The following is a 17589-nucleotide window of genomic DNA, read 5'->3' on the forward strand; positions in this document are numbered from 1 at the left end:
AGGTTCGTCGAGGTCTTCTTCTTTTCAGGGTTTGGGAATGTCTCATCGTCGGGAACCAGCTGGTTGGATAGCTTCGACCAGTACCGCTGCGTCTGTGCCCACCTCCGTTGTCACAGAGGGAGTTCGAGTGTTCCTGTCGTTCGTGGACCGACAGCTGGTCCGGAAGCATCTGGACGGTCGGGCCGCCGAGCCGGTCAAGGTGGACCGTCTGCTGGACTATCGAGCTATCCCGGATGGCATGCCGATATTCCTCGATGAGGCGTCGATGCGGCCGGTGGAGCCGCTGTGTTCGTGGTTTCGGCATCTGGCCTATGAGGGCAAGGACGGCAAGACGTTGCGCGAGTACGCATATATCGCCCGGCGATTCGTCCACTTCCTGCAGTCTCGTAGCCGGGATCTGCTGGCCGTTACTGAGTCGGATGTGATGGCGTACCACGTGTTGCGGACATCGGTTCAACCCAAGCCGATCGGTGACGCGGCGTGGGGCAAAGAGGCTCAGCTGATCAACCAGCTGTTCGAATGGCTGGTCACCCGCGGGCACCTCGCGCACCGTCCGCTGCGGTTGACCCGCAAGGGGGGAAACCCGCTGGCGCCCCGCATGCGACGGGGCATGGACATTCGGCATATGACCTTGAGCCAGTACCGGTATTTCCGCGACGTCGGCCTGGGCGGTCAGCTTCCGGACTCGAAGGCCAACAAGATGTTTCGGGGCCAGGCGCCGTTGCGTAACCGGGCCGCCGCGGACCTCGCTCTCTGCACGGGAATGCGCGCGCAGGAGTGGTCGACTGTGCTGCTGCCCGAGCTTGGCTTGGAGCGGCGTCGACATGGTGAGGGCGTGGAGTTTCCGGTGCAGGCGTGTGCGAAGTACGGCAAGTACCGCGAGATTTTCGTGCCGACCGGGGCGCTGGACGCGGTGGAGAATTTCCTGTTGCTGGAGCGCCCCGATCTCGTTGCGGCCTCAGCGAAGACGTTGGCCGGGCGGTATCGGGAGTTGTTCGTCGTTGACCAGATCGACCATGAGGTAGGCAAGCTGCACGGGATCTTCGAGGGCCGCCGCCGCACGTTCGTGATATCGGCGATGGGGCCGGAGTTGCGGCGGATCACCGTGCGCGAGACCGACGACGGGTTGGAGTCGTTGGCGGTGTTCATCGGCCATGGCGGGCAGATGCTCGGCGCCTCAGCCTGGTATCGCATCCGCTGCGAAGCGTGGCAGCGGATGCTCGGCCACGCCAGCGATCCGCACTCGCCGTTGCTGCCGCGTAAGCGGTGGAAATGGCACGATATCCGTCATACCTTCGCCTTGCGGCTCCTGTGCTATCTGGAACAGCAGATGGACGGTGAGGAGCCGGACGCGGTGGCCCGCCGCCGCCGGCACCTCGCCTACCTGGGCGGACATATCATGCACAACCCTCTGCTGACGGTCAGCCGCCGGCTTGGGCACAGTACTCCGGCCACCACTTTCGCCTACCTCGAATATTCCGACGACCCGATGAACGCCGTCGACGAGACATTCCGCGAATGGATGGTGCGGGAGGAAGACACCTACGCCGACATCGCCGATCGCATGCTGACCTCGGGCGAGCGACGCTGATGCCCCGCCGCGGTGACCATTGTCGCGACTTCCCGGCTGTCGAGGGCTCCCCGGAAACCGCCCGGATCGGCGTGCGGGTCATACGCGGCCACAGCCGCCGGGGCGAGCCGGAGACGGTATGGGTCGATCCGGCCGAGTTCTGCTGCCGGGACCTGGCAGCGGAACTGGCCGACGAATGGGTGGACTACGCCACCATGACCAGGCTGTCAGCTCAGCAGGCACGCAACTATCGCCAGGCGATCCAACTGTTCTGCCGAGCCGTGGATGACGCGCTGGGCGAGACCGCGGGGACAGCGAGTTTGGCCCGGTCCGAGCCGGATCTCGCATTCATACTCGCCGACTGGGAGCGCCGGTTGCCGTCCGGCTATCGGCCCGGCTCGACGGTGCCGGCGTTGCTGGCCAGCGAGGTGCGGGCGCTGATCGGCTACCGCGCCCAGCAGGAGCATCGGCCGGTGGATCCGCGAATGCGGCGGCTGCTACGGGGACATATGGGGGTGGCGTGGGGCGCCACCAATGAGCTGGACGAGTTCTCCCGCAAGGACAAGAGGGCTGTGGTCCGAGCAGCACGGACATGGACAGCGGAGCTTGAACGGCGTTTGACGGCAGGATGGGCGTGGGCGGCTCGCGGTTCCCATCCTGCCGATCACGGCTGGACCGATGTTGCCAACCTGTTGTGGGGACTGGCCCACCTGGAGATCACGCCGATCGACATTCGCGCCAATCTTCCGATGATGCGGGAGTGGCCACCGGAGCTGAGGGCGTGCATCGAGACAGCCGACCGTCCGGTCTACACCCAGTCTGCGAAGCAGATGTTGGTCCGGTAGCTGGTCCGGCAGCTCTATCCCTGCGACATGGATCTGCACGCTGTTCGTGTCGTTCTCGTCGCGGCGACCGGCGGGTGCGCCCCGGAGGAGGTCACCGGGCTGACCGAGAAAGACATCGAGTTCGTCCCCGCTGGTGTCCGCTTGACGATGACCAAGCAGCGAGCGAGCCGGATACGGCACAGGTGGTTCCGCGACCAGGACGGCCCGCTGCCGGACACAGTGGTGCGCGCGGCAGAGCATTTCGTCGACCGGCCCCACCGTGAGGTCAGCACGGTCGTCCGGAGTCTGCTGGCGATCACCGAACACGCCCGCCGACACGCTGCCGACCGCGAAGGCTGGCTATTCATTTCCGCGTCGGTCACTCCGGCGGGGCACCTCTTATTCGACCGCTGCGACTTCACCCGCCCCACCATGCGTTTCCGGGACTGGCTAGCCGCCGCGGGGGTCGAAGTCGCCGGGGCGGCGGACATCCGGAGGCTGCGCAAATCCGCGAAGGTCGAGAAGGCCCTGGCCTTCGGCGGCCGGGTGGCCGATGCTGCCGATGACCATCACGAGGAAACCTTTCGCGGTCACTATGCCCAGGGCAGCACTCTGCGGGTCTTGTCCGGCCGGGTCATCACCACCGCACAAGACCACTGGTTTCACCGAGCAGTCGACGGGCCCACCATCGTGACCGACACCGAGGTGCTCGACGAGCCGAACCACCTGGGCACGCTCGGTCTGACGCCGGAGCAGGCCGACAACATCCGCCGAGGCGCACTGGACATGGGCCTGGGCCAGTGCCGCGACCCCTACGACTCCCCGTACAGCCGGACAGGGCAGTTGTGTGGCGTGGCCCCGCTGCGTTGTCTCGAGTGCCGTAATTCGTGGGTTCTGCCGAGTAACCTGCCGCAGCTGCTGTTGTTCGCCGATCATCTCGATCAACTACGGCAACGGCTGGTGCCGGAGCATTTCGCGGCGTTGTGGGGGCAAAGTCATATCAATCTCCATCATGTATTGGCTGAGCGAACCGATGAGGAGAAAGCGTTGGCACGCAAGCATATTCAGGATGGTGAGGCGTCTTTGCATCTGCCGCTGTCAGCGCAGGTGGAGTTCGACGCATGACCAGCCCAGGTCCGGCGGCACGTTCCAGCGTGGTGTTCGGTGCCAGTGAGCTGGTCATCCAGTCCCCCCCTGCTGGACGGCGCAATCGTCCCGGTGTTCGGCAACGCCGAGGTCTGGGACCTCAACGGCGTCATCCGCCGGCCCGCCAATCAGCCAGTCAGCGCATGGAAGCTGCTGTTCTCGATGGAACTGGTCGAGCCGACCTGGAATCTGCGAGCCCGCGAGTTGAGCATGATCCTGCTCAACCCCCGCCATCCCGCCGTTCTCGCGGTGGAAATCTCCGGGAAGCCTCGGCCGACACATCCTCGCAGCGTCATCGCTTACCTGTCGAATCTGCGGCGGCTGGCGCGCTGGGCCACCGAGAATGGCCTGCCCGCCGAGTTGGCGACGTGGACCGACAGCAGTGTGCGAGGCTTCATCAGCTACCTCCGAGGCGAGTCGACCAGCACGACAGCGGAGTCCCCGCTCGCCGGCAACACGCTCCGAACCTTCATGCGGACCCTGTCCCTGCTGCACCAGTTCCGAGATGTGCTGTCCTGCAGAGGACTTCGCAACGACCCCTGTCAGGGCACCTCTGTATGGCAGGCGACGAAGAGCTGGACGAACACCACCAGCGTCTCCACACCCGCAGTCGTCCCGGAGATCTGGTTTCCACTGATCCGCGCGGCCTGGACCTACGTGCACACCTTCTCCCGCGACATCCTGCACGCCCAGCACCGATACGCGACCCTGTGCGCGTCGGCACGGTCGACCACAGCCGGCGTCACTCTCCAGCTTGAGCAGTGGCTGACCGCGCGCGCCCAACCCATCCCGATTTACGCCAGTCCCACAGGCGACGACCCCTTGTCTGATCCGCGGCCGAATTGGCGGGCGCTGACCCTGGAACTGGGCATCGCGGCTTCGCGCGACGAGGCGGTGTTCGGCAGCGGTCGGCCCGATGGCCGACGCCGCCGCGAGGCTGTCCTACAGGCGATCGCCGCCGGGCATCCCACCACCACCGGCTTCATCGACGACCTTGCCCAAGTGCAGCGCCCCGACGAAATCCACGGCCCGTGGCATCCCGGGCTGGACGCTGACGCGATCCACCGCGAGCGGACCCGCCTGCGTGATGCCGCATTCACCCTGATCGCCGGGTTATCGATGATGCGTGACTCGGAAATCCATGAAATTGCCAGGAACTCGGTCGTCGAGCACTACGGCTACCCTGCGGTCACCTCCACCAAGCACAAACACGACCCCGCCCTGCCAAGGAAAACCTGGTGGATCACCGCGCCAGTGGCCGAGGCCATCACCGTCGCCGAACAACTCTCGGTCCACCCCGATCGGGTGTTCGCCCCGGTTCACGCCGACGATGCCGCCGGCGCAGTACACGGCACCGTCATGGTCGACAACTTCATCGCACATATCAACGCCACCCGCCACTGGACCGGACTGGACGAGATCCCCGCCGGTCCAGCCCGGCCACACATGTTTCGCAAAACGATGGCGATGCTGACCGATCAGTTCCCAGGATCCGAGATCGCTCTGGGCATCCAACTCAAGCACGTCGCCACCCGAGCGCTGGCCAATCGCAGTACTCAGGGCTATGCCGCCGCCGATCTGTCATGGGCCGAACACCTCGACTCTGCTATCGACGCAGCCCGATTCCGGCGCCTGGAAGACCTCTACGCCTCCCACAAGGCTGGTGACCCCATCGGTTACGGGCCCGCCGCCGACCGTTTGGCGAAGACATTCGCCAACATTCAAAAAACTGTGAAGACCCGTGGTGGGGATGCCACGGTCGAACGAGCCCTGCTCCGCAAAGCGCGGATCTCCCTGCGGTTCGGCACCCTGAACCACTGCGCCTTCGACGAGAACAACCCCACCGGCGCCGTCTGCCTGGAAGACACCATCACCCCGGCCGACCACACGGGCCCATTGCAGGACCGGTGCCGGCCGGACCGCTGCGCCAACAGCATGATCGGCCCGGAACACCTGCCGATCTGGGAAGCCGAGAAACGCTCCCTGCTCACCCTCATCGACACCCCGAAACTGCCGGCCTGCCGGAAAGCGGCCCTGCAGCAAGAACTCAGCCACGTCGAGGCAGTACTCCACAAGGCAGACAAGGAACAACGGTGACCACCACCCCCGAGACCGCCGCCTACCCGCAACACGACGAGGGAGTAGCTCCCGGCACCGCAGCCAGCCTGCGCGAGGCGATGAACCGGCTACTGAGCGGGCGCCCCCAGCGCACCGACGGGCGGCTGGTCAAGGACAACCTCTGGAAAGAGGCCAAAGTCAGCCGCGCCACCATGAACCGAGCCACTCGCATCATGGCCGAATGGGACGCCCGCGTCGCCGACTGCGACGGCGTCACCCCGAGCGAGGCCCGCAAGAACGCCGAACTAATCACTCTGCGCACCAAGCTCGCGGAGAAAACTCGCGAATGCACCGAACTTCACCACCGACTCGACGCCGCCGCGACCGCGATCGCCGCCCTCCACCACGACAACACCCTGCTCCGCCAAGAACTCGACCACAGCGGCCAACTCGTTTCCCTCGCCGCACACCGTTCCGGCCGGACACGGAATCAGGACCCACCACTGATCGGCCCATGCTGAACAGCGACCACTGGTCATGCTCGCTTCAGTGGCAGTCCCCAGAAAGTTTGCTTCTTTCGCTGAAGTCAGGCATCACCGGGGCCACGCGCAACGAGAGTCGGTTCGACCGGCCGAACCACTCTCGTCAACGGTATTTGATCTCGATCCTCGCGGGTTCGGGCTTCTCCACAGTCAGGCTCGACCCTGCGAGATCGAAAGACTTCGCTGTACAGTGGTCGGTCGCGGTGATAACGGTGACCTTGTAGGGGGCGGAAATCGTACCCGTTCCGCCGGAGAGCATTACGGGAACCTTGCCAGCGGTAGCGCAGGCAGCCAGGTCGAGTTGATCCCACAGTTGGTCGGACTGGCGGGGCTCAATGATATAAGCCAGTTGAGATTTTTCCGAGGTGTCGGATTTGGGAGCAGTGGTGAGGGACAGCTGAAATCCCAGAGCGCCTATTGCGGCCACGACCGCGAGGCCAAGGACAAGCTTTCGGCTGCGGGAGAACAACCTGTTCGCTTCGTGATATTCGGCCCGTTCCAAATACCCGTTCGCGGCGCGCTTGTACACCTCGACATTGTGGCGGGCATCCGCGAGCAACGTCTCGGTCTGCGTCCGTTCGAGTCCGGAGCAGTGGTCGAGTCGCGCGGAGAGATCGGCCTCAATCTGCTTGTACCTCTGGTAGTTCTTCACGAAATCGGCGTAGTTCTTGCTCTTAGAGGGCAGGTCGGCCTTGTCTATGGTTTCCTGGAGATCGGGGGGAAGGCTGGTAAGGGTTACTCGGATAGGCGCCAACACCCGCGCGATCGAACCGATCAACATGATCAGCGCCACGAGACCGGCGGTGCCAGCGATCATGGCGATGAGCAGCTGCCACATGTTGTTACTCCAGGACAGCTGCGGCTTGGTGACGATCGGGCCCGCCCCGAAAATCAGTGCACCGGCCGCAGCCAGGCTACCGATCAGCCATTTCGCGGCGGTGCGGGTTTCCGCTGCCGCGGTAGTCCAGCGACTGGGCTCTGGGGCCTGCCCGGCGGGAGCTGTCAAAACTCGCCACCAGTATCCTCATCTTTTCTCCGGTTGAGGGGATCGCTCTCCCGGCCCAACTTGTCCACCCACTTATTGCCACCGAGACAGAGCCAGGTCGTTGTCCCGTCGAATACCGTCTCGCCGGCCTTTCCCTCATGTGTAGGTTTCGGCATGATCACCCCTTCGTGATACGTGTATATCTGGCCAGTGGAGTCATCAGTATCATTCATGCGGATGTCTGCCACCGGCCGCGACATACGGATCCGCGCATAATCGTGATCTCGATTTCCCCGCTCGGCTGCGGGTGCATACCGGTACCGGCCACTGATCGGGCGGGTGGTCCGGACCGGAGTCCATCTGGCGGGGCAGTGCGCCGTACTCTCGCCCCTGGCGCCGCCACCCCCGACGCGATCCACCGCTGGGGAGTGCGCGCCACGCTGTGTGCCCTCACCGGCACGGCAGACTCGGCGACACCGGACCCTACAGTCCACTGCGGCTGCGACTGGGCCGTCTCGTAGCGGCATTCGTGGTCGAAGACCGATACTCGGCGGTGTTCAAGTTGGACCGGATCCGGCCCGCGCTCGTCGCTGACGGGCTGGCCGAACTTCAAATCCGCTGGCCCAGTGTGCCTCTGGTGTTAAGCGAGACGCGTCAGCTCGCTGAGGAATGGACCTACAGGTTCCTGGCAGCCGCGCACACGTGGGCACAGGACAGCACGCCATCATCGACCGCATAGCCCTCGCCACCATCGAGGCGACCGACCTGGATACCGAGCCCGCCGCACCTGAGCCATCCGCTGCCGAAGTCCGCGCCTGGGCTCGCGCCAACCAGCTCACCGTCCCAGACCGGGGCACAAACTCAGGCCCGAGATCTGGGACGCCTGGCGGAATGCGCACCGGCCGTCATAGCGGATCCGATCGCTCAGATTAGCGCACCCAGAAGCAACTGCGTAGCTGTGTGATTGCGGACGCCGCGAGGCGTGACACGGTGTCTCATGAGACATACGGAATCTGGAGAAGACTTCGCCGACGACATCATCGCGGCGTTCACCGAGTACCTCGAACTGTCCGGGGCGTCCTACCGGTCGAAACAGACCCGCCTTCCCAAGGACGAGATCTACAGCCGCCGAAGGCACTACGGTGTGACGAGGAAACTGCTGCTCGCGCATCTTGAGGAGTACCGCAGACGTGGACTGGCGTTGCCGGGGAAGCGCAGTACCGATGGTCGGCTAGTGGCGAACACCTACTTCCTCAGCGCCCAGGCCGGTATCACCATCAACAGCAAGTCCCTCGCGTCGGTCTTCGCCGAGTACGGCGCGATGCCCATCGACGACGACACCTACCTGTTCACACCCGTCACCGCGACCCTCGACGACCGTCGATGGCAGAACCGGTCGATCAGCTACACGCAGGCACCCGTGCTCGCCCGTCACCTCACGGCCGCATGTTTCGTGGTCATCGCCTACCTGTCCGGTCAGCGGCCCGGCGAGACCTTGAACCTGGAACGCGGCTGCATCGATCACGACTCCGCCACCGGACTGATCGTTTTGCGCGGCAAGCACTTCAAAGGACTTCGCAATACTGACGGCACACCGGCAGCGGAAGGGATGAAACGTGTAGATCCATGGGTCGTCGTGCAACCTGTGGCGACCGCGGTGGAAGTGATGGGCAGACTGCACGACTCACCACTACTGTTCCCAACACGATGGAGGTCAACGGTCACTCCTCGCCACACCGGCTCAAAGCCCGGACCATCCACGCCGCACGCAACGACCAGCTGATGACCAAGGACATCGACGGATTCATCGGCTGGGTCAACCAGTACTGTGCCGAGCACGGCCGATCCGATGCCATCCCACCCGATCCGGTCAAAGCCAGTATCAGCCTGGGACGACTGCGTCGCACGTTGGCGTGGTTCATCGTGCGCCGCCCGCGCGGCCTGGTCGCCGCCGCCATCCAGTACGGCCACGTCCGCACCGCGATGACTCTCGGCTATGCCGGAAGCTACGACTCCGGATTCCCTGACGACCTCGTCTTCGAGGAATGGCTCACCCGGCTCGACGCCCTCGGTGACGCCCACCAACGTTTGCGTCACGGCGAGCACGTCTCCGGCCCCGCCGCCGAGATCTACCGCCAACGTGTCGAATCGGCTACCCGCTTCGTCGGGCGAGTACTACGCCAATCCCGCGACGCGGCAGCACTGCTGGCCAACCCCGACCTTCAGATCTACGAAGGCAACGCCATGACATGTGTCCTCGATCCTGCGCGGGCGGCCTGTCGGCTCGCCGGCGACGACCAGGGCACCCGCCGCACCCCCGACATCACCAATTGTCGCCCCACCTGCGCCAACATCGCACGCACCGACCGCGACATCGCCGAACTTACCCAGCAGGCCGACCAACTGCGTCTCGTCGTGGCCGACCCGCTCGCGCCGCCGATCCGGTCCATGCGGGAACGACGGGAGTTGACCCGGATCGAGAAGATCATCGCCGACCATCGGAGCACCAGGTGACCATGACCGACAACGAGGAGCGCACCGCGATCCGCGCGGCTATGGAACGGCTGCTGTCCGGGACGCCGACGAACTCCACCGGAGCGTTGACCGTACTGCAACTGGCTGCCGAAGCCGGAGTCAAACGCTGGCTGCTCACTCACAAGCACACCGATCTGCGGGAGGAGTTCCAGGCCAGGCGAACCCAGGCCAACGGCGTGCCCGCCGCCTACCAGTATCTGCAAGCCCGCGTCGTCGACCTGACCGCCCGCAACGAGCAACTGCGCGCCGACAAAGCCCAACTTGAGCAGCGACTCGTCGTCTACGCCCAGATCATCCACGAACTCGCCACCGAGAACACCCGACTGCACACAGTCGTCCCGGCGAACGTCACGGCCCCCCCCCCCCCCCCCCCCGCCCGAGCTGACGAACACAGGTCGGTGACGGCGGTTGATCAACCGCCGCCAATGTGGCAGTCATCGTGACGACGGCGGCGCCCACGAGACAGATCGTGCACAGTGACGTCGTAACGGCTGGGCCGGAACCCGTCCACGGCTATGCCCTACAGCAGTGCCCCCGCGACGGCGGAGAACGAATACTTCGCGAGGGTCTTCGCCGCCCCCGGCCAGCTGCGACGCGGCCACCATCGTCACCACTGCACCGAACTAGCCAGCACACCAACGTCTTTCACGACCACAGCCAGACCACCAGCAGGGCAACTCGGCGTTAAAGGTCCGAGCGGTCGGTCATCGCGCACATTCGTCGGGCACTTCAACCCCGCGTAGCCGCTGCGCGAGCCAGTCCCGGACTCCAGCCACACCGGACTTCTCTGCGATGAAATGCTCGCCCTCGACCGACCGGTAGACCGCGGCGGTACCGAGCGAGCACTGCCTGTCGAATAGTTCGCGCGCCATCGCCGGGCGGATCCACGGATCGGCCTTCCCGTTGTAGATGTACAGCGGCACTGCCGATTTCAGCGCATTCATGTCCGTGATGCGGAGGATCTTCGCCGCCACCTGACTGTGCAGCGGGTCCAGGGAAGCAGCAGCGAGGTCGAAGGGAAACCCCAACACGCCGTAGGCGACCATCAGGTTGCCGCAGTCGTCCTTCGCCGGGGAAGTGGCGACCGCGCGTGCTGCCGGGCTCATCTGCGGCAGCACCTCCGGGTGCTCGCGCGCGATACCGAACACCGCCCCCAACAGGGTGCCAGAGGCCAGGTTGCCGTTCATCGTCTCGGTCAACTGCGCGTAGTCGGCCGGAACTCCTCCGATACCCGCACCGACGATCACCGGCGCCACATCCGGTGCGTAAGAATCGATCAGCACCGCAGCGGAGCGTGCCGCGATCGCTCCACCGGAATAGCCGTACATCGCGTAGCGAGTGTCGCCGAACTCCGCAGGCAGCAGATTACGTACGGCGCGTATCGAATCCAGAACCACGTGGCCGGCCACGGTCGGCTCGGCATACGCCATGCGCGGGCCCTCGTGATCGGGCACCAGGACCGCAAATCCCTGTGCAATCCCCCACTGCGGCGTCGACGGCGTGCCCAGCCCAGACACCGGCCCTGCCGAGTCATCGTGTAGCAGCGAATAGCCCGGAGTACAGGCTATTCCGAGCCCATCGACCGCCATAGCCTGCACAACGACAGGACGATTGCCGGGACCACGCCACGGAGCAGCCGGGATCATCAAAGTTGCTGTCCCGTAGGATGGGGCGCCGCGAGAATCGGCAGTCCGAAACTTCAGTTGTAGAACAGATCGTGTCTGCACCCCGGCGGTCGCCGACACGGTCGAGGTCACATCGCGGATCTCAATGACCTGTCCCGGCCTATATTTCCCCAACTGCGCGGGCCAGACGTCGAAGAATGGATCCCCCACCGGCGTCGGCTGCACCGCAGCATCCAGTACGGCCAGATCAGGCGGCAAACCTGCTGGCACCATCGGCGACTCCGACACTGGTGCAACGAGTGGAGGCGAATCCGCCGACTGCGGCGAAGGCGAACGCGGGTCAGAGAGAGGAGAAAAGGCGGGCTCAGCCCTCGCCGGACACACGCTCACCGTCCCCAGCGCGACACACACGCCAGCCACTACGCCCACTACAGCATACCGGAAACGCACGAAACCCCCAGCATCTAGATCGAGCAGCGCAGCTTGCCAGATGGTCGGCAGGCCGGAACGCTCGCGAGGTTAGCACCAAAAGCCCCGGTTGGTCGGCGTGCTTCTGTGCTGCAAAGTAGCTGTCTGTCCGAAGCTTACAGGCCCGTCGGTGCGGAATCGTTGCAGGCAGGTTGTTTCGTTCGTTCATGTCGGGACCGCGGTAGAGTGACCGAAAATTGATGTGCTGCAATCGACCTGCGATGCGGTGCCCAGGCGGGCGGGGGTTGAAATGATCATCACGGCGGACAATTCCGAGGACCTGCGTGATTTGGGGAGTTACCTGGTAGATACCGACGAGTTACGCGGGTGCGTGCGGGAGCGATCGCGTCCTCCTGGTCCGGAGGATATGGGGCCGGTGCTCGAGGCCCTGGAGATTCTGGTCGGCCCCGGGGGTGTCACGGCGGCGACTGCGACCGCTGTGATCGCCTGGGTGCGTAGTCGGCGCTCGTCCGTGCGAATAACTGTGCGGGGAGCGGAAAACCGGGTTTTGGAGGTAGAAGCAAATAAGGTGAGCGGGTTGGATGCTGCGGGGTTGGAGCAGTTGACCGAGACGCTGCTACGCACCGTCGATCCCAGAGAGCGGGACTGGCCCCCCACAGGCGAATGACCGACCTCTCGGGCGCGGGCGTCCGGATCGTCATTCTGGCTACCGCCACCCATGCTGGTGCCGCGCTCCCGCCGTTGGCGACGGTGCCGACGACATTCGAGGATCTGCGACAGGCGTTCGTCGACCGGTGTGGCGCGGTCGCGGAAAATGTTGTCGGCGTATTGAATCCGCCGGACGCGCGGTCGATGGCGTCGGTGATCGCCGACGAGGCGGCGCGTGCTCGATCGGTGCTGGTGGTGTATTTCATCGGACACGGTCTGCGTGGCCCGGGCGGGGAGCTGTATCTGGCGGCGGTGGATACCGACGAGCTGATCCCTGGGCTGGCTGCACATCAGGCGTTGTCGTTCGCGGCGTTGGCGCAGGCAGTGCAGAGGTGCCGGGCACCTGCGGTGGTGGTGATTTTGGACTGCTGCTTCTCCGGAATCGCCTCTCTCGACGCGGACACCGCCTCGATCCAGGAATTCGCCAGCGGTGCGCACGGCCGCTATCTGATCGGGTCGGCAGAACATCTGTCCTCGGCTCCTGCCGGGCAACGCCACACCGCCTTCACTGGTGCCCTGCTGCAGTTGCTCGAGCACGGTGACCCACGCGAACCAACTATGCTGACCTTGGATTCGGTCTTCGACGGGGTCTATCGGTTGCTACGCGACGCGCAACGGGGCCCGCTGCCGCGCCGCCAAGCCGGCGACCACGCGGGCGGTCTGATCATCGCCCGCAATCCCGCGGCCACGCTCCACGAAGCTCTGGAGCAGGGGCAGGCGCCAGGGCGTTGTCCATATCCGGGGCTGGCACCGTTCGGGCCTGAGGACGCGGAGATGTTCTTCGGCCGCAGCGAGATGTTGGAGCGATTGCTCGTCGAGTTGGCGACCGCTACCCGAGATGGCGGGCTGCGGGTGCTGGTCGGGGCATCCGGGGCGGGGAAGACATCACTGCTCAATGCCGGAGTCATTGCGGCGGTTCGGGAAAGAGGACTGCCCGGAGTGGACGGGTCGGTGGGCTGGCCGGTGCGGCGGTTCACCCCCGGTGCAGATCCGCTGCAGCGGCTGGCCGGCGTGCTGAACATACCTGATACGCGCATCCTCATCGACGCCGACACCGATCGGATCGGCGAGCTCACCGACGTCGTAAGACCGCACCAGTCTGCCGGGACACTTGTGCTGATCGTGGATCAAATCGAGGAGCTATTTACCGTCTGCACCGATCCCACCGCACCGGCGGTCTTCCTGGCAGCTCTGGCTACTCTCGCCGCGGCAGACGCCAGTGGCAGGCCGAGGGCCCTCGTGGCGCTGGCGTTGCGTGCCGACTTCTACGGTCACGCCGCGGCTCATCCCGAACTCGCTGCGGCACTGCGGGATAGTCAGATTCTGATCGAACCCATGACCCGACCACAGTTGCAGGAGGTGATCGAGCGCCCCGCAGCGATGAACGGCTGGTCTGTGGCCGACGGCTTGGCCGAACTCATCCTCAACGATCTCGGACCCGACGCCTCCGCCGCGGCGCGGGCGCTGCCGCTGTTGTCGCACGTGATGTCTTCCACTTGGCGCAATCGCACCGGAACGACGCTGACCGTGGCTGGTTACCGGGCCACAGGGGGAATCGCCCACGCGATCAAACACTCCGCCGAAGACATCTTCAACAGCACAGGCCAGGCTGGGCGTGACGCGCTGCGCGTGATGTTGCCCCGGCTGGTCCGTGTCGGTGAGAATGGTGACACCGACACCGCCCAGCCCACCGATCGGATGACCTTCACCCACGGCGTCTCCGACCCTATTGCCGCGCAATCTGTTTTGCGGCAGCTGGTCGCCCAGCGGCTGATCACGATGGACCACGACACCGTGCGATTGGGCCACGAGGCGCTTTTGCGGGAGTGGCCGCGGTTGGGGGAATGGATCGACGCAGACCGCGACTGGCGCCACCACAGCCAGCGGTTCATCACCGACAGCTACGAATGGCAGCGGTCCGGTTCCGATCCCGCCCTGCTCTACCGCGGCAGCCGACTCGCCGCGATCACCGACCGCAACGTACCCGCAGACCGCGACCTGATCCTGGCCGACCCGGTCGCCGCCAAGTTTCTCGCTGTCTCGGTCCGGGCCAAGCGGTTGCGGCGTCGCCTGCAGGCGACGGTGGCAGTCGTGCTGACCGTGTTACTGGTAGTCACAGTGGCTGCTGCGGTGCGGGCGCAAATCGCCGGGCGCGAACGTGACGCGGTGTTCTTCGCGACGGTGCTCGCCGAGGCGGATCGATTGCAGAACAGCGATCCCACCCTGTCGGCGGAATTGGATGTGCTGGCCCAACGGTTGCGCCCCGGCGACCCACAGGTGGCCACCCGCCTCATCAGCAGCGTGACGCTTCCCGTCGCCAGTACGTTCATCGACCACCCCGGCTCTGTGCGACGGATGGCCTACCTCGGTAACGGTCGCCTGATCACCGCTGGCGACGATCACGCCATCCGCGTGTGGAACACCGGCCCACGCGACGCGCCGACCCTCGCGGCACCACCGATCGCCGATCACACCGATCAGGTCGTCGCTCTCGCCGCGCACTCGACGACCCTGATCTCTGGCAGCCTGGACCGGACCGTACGCATCCGGGACATATCCGATCCCGACCATCCCCGGCTACTGCACACCCTCGACACCGCCGCTGCTGTCGTGACGACCGTGTTGTCCGGCGACGGGCGCACCCTCGCGATCGCCACCACGACCACGATCGAACTGTGGGATATCACAAACCCCGACCAACCGGCTCACATCGCCACGCTGCCCTCGCCGGGAGGTCGCGTGGAAACGGTCGGATTCGCCGGTCCAGCGGCAGTCGTCGCCGAAACCACGACCGACACCGGTCCGCTGAGCCACATCAGCACGGTGTGGGCCTGGCCCATTCTCTCGGAACCGGGCCAGGTGAGCCCGGCCGAACTCGCGCGGGTCAGCGACGGCCCGCTAGTGTTCGCCACCAGCCCCGACATCCCCCTGATGGCTGTGGCGGGCCGGTTGCCGGACCAGCGCCTCACCGAGGATGCCCAGCTGAATTTGGTCGATGTGCATGACCCCGCTCACCCGGCTCCCGTGGCCACCGCGATCTCGCTGCCCTCGGCCTACGACCTGGATGGGATCGCGCTCAGCCGTAACGGACGTGTGCTAGCCACCGTCACCGGCTCGGCCACCACGTTGTGGAACCTGGCCGACACGGTCCACCCGACTGCACTCGGCCCGCCCTTGGCAGGCGCGGCGCCCTGTCCCGAAACCCCTGGCCAATGCACCACTACACCCACCGCACTCACCATGACTCCCGACGCCACACAGGTGGCGATCGCATTCCCGAATGGTGTGGTGCAGCACTGGTCGGTACCGGCCGCCGCGCTCGCCGGGCAAGCCGGCCGCATTGATCGGCCCGCGATCAGCGGCGACGGCAGCCGCATGCTCACCACCGCCTACGGCAGCCCCGCGCACATCTGGGACATCCGCGACCCCGCCGCAGTGCACCTGCTCGGCACCATCGACGCCCCCGGCACCGCCGCACCCGACATCTCCGGCACCAGCTTCCCCACCCTCAGCCACGACGGACACCTCGCCGCATACCCCACCCACGGCGTCATCACCGTATTCGACATCTCCGAACCGGCCGCCCCCAGGGAAATATTCCGCTTTCCAGCCGCCATCGGCGCCGGATTCTCACCGCTCCAGCCTGTGCTGTTGCTCCTACAAGCTCTACCCGTTCCAGAGATCACATTCTGGGACTTCAGCGATCCCGCCCATCCAATCCAACGCAACGCGCCCATGGTCCTGCCCGCCTCACCCCGCGCTCTGACCACCGGTCTGGAAATCGCGGCCAGCCGCGACGGAAGGCTCGCCGCCTCCCTCGCCGACACCATGCAGATCTGGGACATCCAACACACCCTGCGCGACCACACCGGCCCCCTCGGCAGCATCCCAGCCAACTGGAGCGGAAACGGAGCCGGTGTGGCGATCAGCGCCGACGACCACACCGTCGTCGCCGGCTGGGACGCCGGAACGATCCGCATCTTCGACATCACCGACCCGAAACGCATCGCCACCGTCGGCGACCCGATCCAGGTCAGCCGAACCATAGTCTCCGCCGTCGCCCTCACCACCGACGACCACTTTCTCATCACCGGCGGCGCCGACTCCACGGTTCGCCTCTTCGACTTCACCAACCCTCACCACCCCATGCCCTACGGGCAATCAATCGCCTCGCCCGGACCGACCCGCTGGCAGCTGGCCTACCACCCACACCCCGACTACCTCATCGGCGCCGCAGACCAAGGCACCCTGCGCATCTGGGACCTCAACCCCGACCACGCCATCACCCGCACCTGCACCCTCACCGCCTCCACCATCACCAGCGACCTCACCACCTACCTTCCAGGACACCGTTTCCCATCTCTGTGCCCAGACCGCACGCCTCGCTGATACCCGCTGACCGATCGGATCGAACTGTCGAGTTCGACCACACAATCAGTCCCGTCAAGTGCAACAAGGTGAAGTTGGCGGGAGAAGCATGGGAGTGGAAAGCACCTGCGGCATAGTGCGCACACTGCTCGAACCGGCATTTCGGCCCGCGGAACTACTGGATGACCTGTCGAACCTGATCGTGTTGATCGCCCAGACCGGTGACGAGTGGACCAGCACCTGCGACCTGGTCGCCACCCACGTCCTGCCGTTGCTGCGACAGGCTTCGGTTCGCCTGGTCGAAGTGGCCCGCAAGGGCCCGTCGGCCGCGGACGGGATCGTCGTGTTGCAGGACACCCGGCAACCGGTGCAGTTGCACCCCGACCCGCAGAAGTACGGCTTCTACGCGCTCAGCGACGAGCACCGCGGCAACGGCGTGCTGCCCACCCTCGGCGGCAACCGCACCTGTTCGGCCAAGGCAAAAGGAGTACCGCTCGACACATGGCGGGCCACGCATCTGGGTTCCGCGCGGTATGTGCACGCGGTCGGCTACAACGCCGAGGAAACTCGCCGGATCGCCACGGATTCGTCGGTGACGTTGGGTGGGCGCCGGCACCCGATCTACCCGCTGCACGCCGCGGGCTGGTCCCGCGCCCGTTGCCAGGGATACCTGTTCGGGTTGTTCGGGGTGTGGTGGCCGAAATCCTGCTGCCGCCAATGCTTTCTCTCCGCTTTGATGTCGTGTCTCGATAGGGAGTCGGACGGTCGGTGACCAGCAGTATCTGTGTTGCACCCCGGC

The 17589-nt window shown here is 65.4% G+C and carries 14 protein-coding genes and 1 pseudogene; 12 read left to right on the forward strand and 3 right to left on the reverse strand.

Annotated features, from left to right (window positions below; translation table 11 throughout):
• Positions 1 to 127 precede the first annotated feature (127 nt).
• The 5 genes from ACIA5H_RS30045 (at position 128) to ACIA5H_RS30065 (ending at position 6119) form a co-directional block, all read left to right on the forward strand.
• On the forward strand, positions 128 to 1591 hold the full coding sequence (locus ACIA5H_RS30045; protein WP_397078917.1) for a hypothetical protein: 1464 nt from the start codon (positions 128 to 130) through the stop codon (positions 1589 to 1591).
• The gene (locus tag ACIA5H_RS30050; RefSeq protein WP_397078919.1) at positions 1591 to 2415 is read left to right on the forward strand and encodes a hypothetical protein; all 825 of its coding nucleotides are present in this window, start codon (positions 1591 to 1593) and stop codon (positions 2413 to 2415) included. The genes ACIA5H_RS30045 and ACIA5H_RS30050 overlap by 1 nt, the downstream gene beginning before the upstream one ends.
• A 141-nt stretch (positions 2416 to 2556) precedes the next feature.
• Entirely contained in the window at positions 2557 to 3519 is a 963-nt protein-coding gene (locus ACIA5H_RS30055; protein WP_397078921.1) for a hypothetical protein, read from the forward strand.
• A 93-nt stretch (positions 3520 to 3612) separates the two neighbouring features.
• On the forward strand, positions 3613 to 5637 hold the full coding sequence (locus ACIA5H_RS30060) for a hypothetical protein (protein ID WP_397078923.1): 2025 nt from the start codon (positions 3613 to 3615) through the stop codon (positions 5635 to 5637).
• Positions 5634 to 6119 (forward strand): hypothetical protein, encoded by a 486-nt coding sequence (locus ACIA5H_RS30065; RefSeq protein ID WP_397078925.1) that lies wholly within the window; start codon positions 5634 to 5636, stop codon positions 6117 to 6119. Before ACIA5H_RS30060 ends, ACIA5H_RS30065 begins: the two co-directional genes overlap by 4 nt.
• Positions 6120 to 6243: 124 nt before the next feature.
• On the opposite strand, the gene ACIA5H_RS30070 is transcribed toward ACIA5H_RS30065, so the two are convergent.
• Together ACIA5H_RS30070 and ACIA5H_RS30075 are read right to left on the reverse strand one after the other, a co-directional pair.
• Positions 6244 to 7146: a hypothetical protein gene (locus ACIA5H_RS30070; protein WP_397078927.1), complete on the reverse strand. Its 903-nt coding sequence runs from the start codon at positions 7144 to 7146 to the stop codon at positions 6244 to 6246.
• Positions 7143 to 7373, reverse strand: coding sequence for a hypothetical protein (locus ACIA5H_RS30075; protein ID WP_397078929.1), 231 nt, complete (start codon positions 7371 to 7373; stop codon positions 7143 to 7145). Before ACIA5H_RS30075 ends, ACIA5H_RS30070 begins: the two co-directional genes overlap by 4 nt.
• 272 nt (positions 7374 to 7645) lie before the next feature.
• Between ACIA5H_RS30075 and ACIA5H_RS30080 the strand changes: the two are divergent.
• From ACIA5H_RS30080 to ACIA5H_RS30095, 4 genes and pseudogenes are all read left to right on the forward strand, one after another.
• A pseudogene (locus ACIA5H_RS30080) lies at positions 7646 to 8036 on the forward strand (hypothetical protein); the annotation flags it as partial.
• 86 nt (positions 8037 to 8122) lie between these two features.
• Positions 8123 to 8908 (forward strand): hypothetical protein, encoded by a 786-nt coding sequence (locus tag ACIA5H_RS30085; protein ID WP_397078931.1) that lies wholly within the window; start codon positions 8123 to 8125, stop codon positions 8906 to 8908.
• The gene (locus tag ACIA5H_RS30090) at positions 8833 to 9639 is read left to right on the forward strand and encodes a hypothetical protein (protein ID WP_397078933.1); all 807 of its coding nucleotides are present in this window, start codon (positions 8833 to 8835) and stop codon (positions 9637 to 9639) included. Before ACIA5H_RS30085 ends, ACIA5H_RS30090 begins: the two co-directional genes overlap by 76 nt.
• Positions 9636 to 10103, forward strand: coding sequence for a hypothetical protein (locus tag ACIA5H_RS30095; RefSeq protein ID WP_397078935.1), 468 nt, complete (start codon positions 9636 to 9638; stop codon positions 10101 to 10103). The genes ACIA5H_RS30090 and ACIA5H_RS30095 overlap by 4 nt, the downstream gene beginning before the upstream one ends.
• A gap of 261 nt (positions 10104 to 10364) precedes the next feature.
• Here ACIA5H_RS30095 and ACIA5H_RS30100 read toward each other — a convergent pair whose 3' ends face one another.
• The gene (locus ACIA5H_RS30100) at positions 10365 to 11558 is read right to left on the reverse strand and encodes a lipase family protein (protein WP_397078937.1); all 1194 of its coding nucleotides are present in this window, start codon (positions 11556 to 11558) and stop codon (positions 10365 to 10367) included.
• Positions 11559 to 12003: 445 nt separating this feature from the next.
• On the opposite strand from ACIA5H_RS30100, the gene ACIA5H_RS30105 reads away from it, so the two are divergent.
• From ACIA5H_RS30105 to ACIA5H_RS30115, 3 genes are all read left to right on the forward strand, one after another.
• Positions 12004 to 12381: a hypothetical protein gene (locus ACIA5H_RS30105; RefSeq protein ID WP_397079100.1), complete on the forward strand. Its 378-nt coding sequence runs from the start codon at positions 12004 to 12006 to the stop codon at positions 12379 to 12381.
• Complete coding sequence (locus ACIA5H_RS30110; RefSeq protein ID WP_397078939.1) at positions 12378 to 16811, forward strand: caspase family protein; 4434 nt, start codon at positions 12378 to 12380, stop codon at positions 16809 to 16811. Before ACIA5H_RS30105 ends, ACIA5H_RS30110 begins: the two co-directional genes overlap by 4 nt.
• A gap of 88 nt (positions 16812 to 16899) precedes the next feature.
• Positions 16900 to 17562, forward strand: coding sequence for a hypothetical protein (locus ACIA5H_RS30115; protein WP_397078941.1), 663 nt, complete (start codon positions 16900 to 16902; stop codon positions 17560 to 17562).
• The last annotated feature ends 27 nt before the right edge of the window (positions 17563 to 17589 follow it).

Origin of the sequence: Nocardia sp. NPDC051900, assembly GCF_044452545.1 — a bacterium.
GTDB classification, from domain to species: Bacteria; Actinomycetota; Actinomycetes; order Mycobacteriales; family Mycobacteriaceae; genus Nocardia; species Nocardia sichangensis.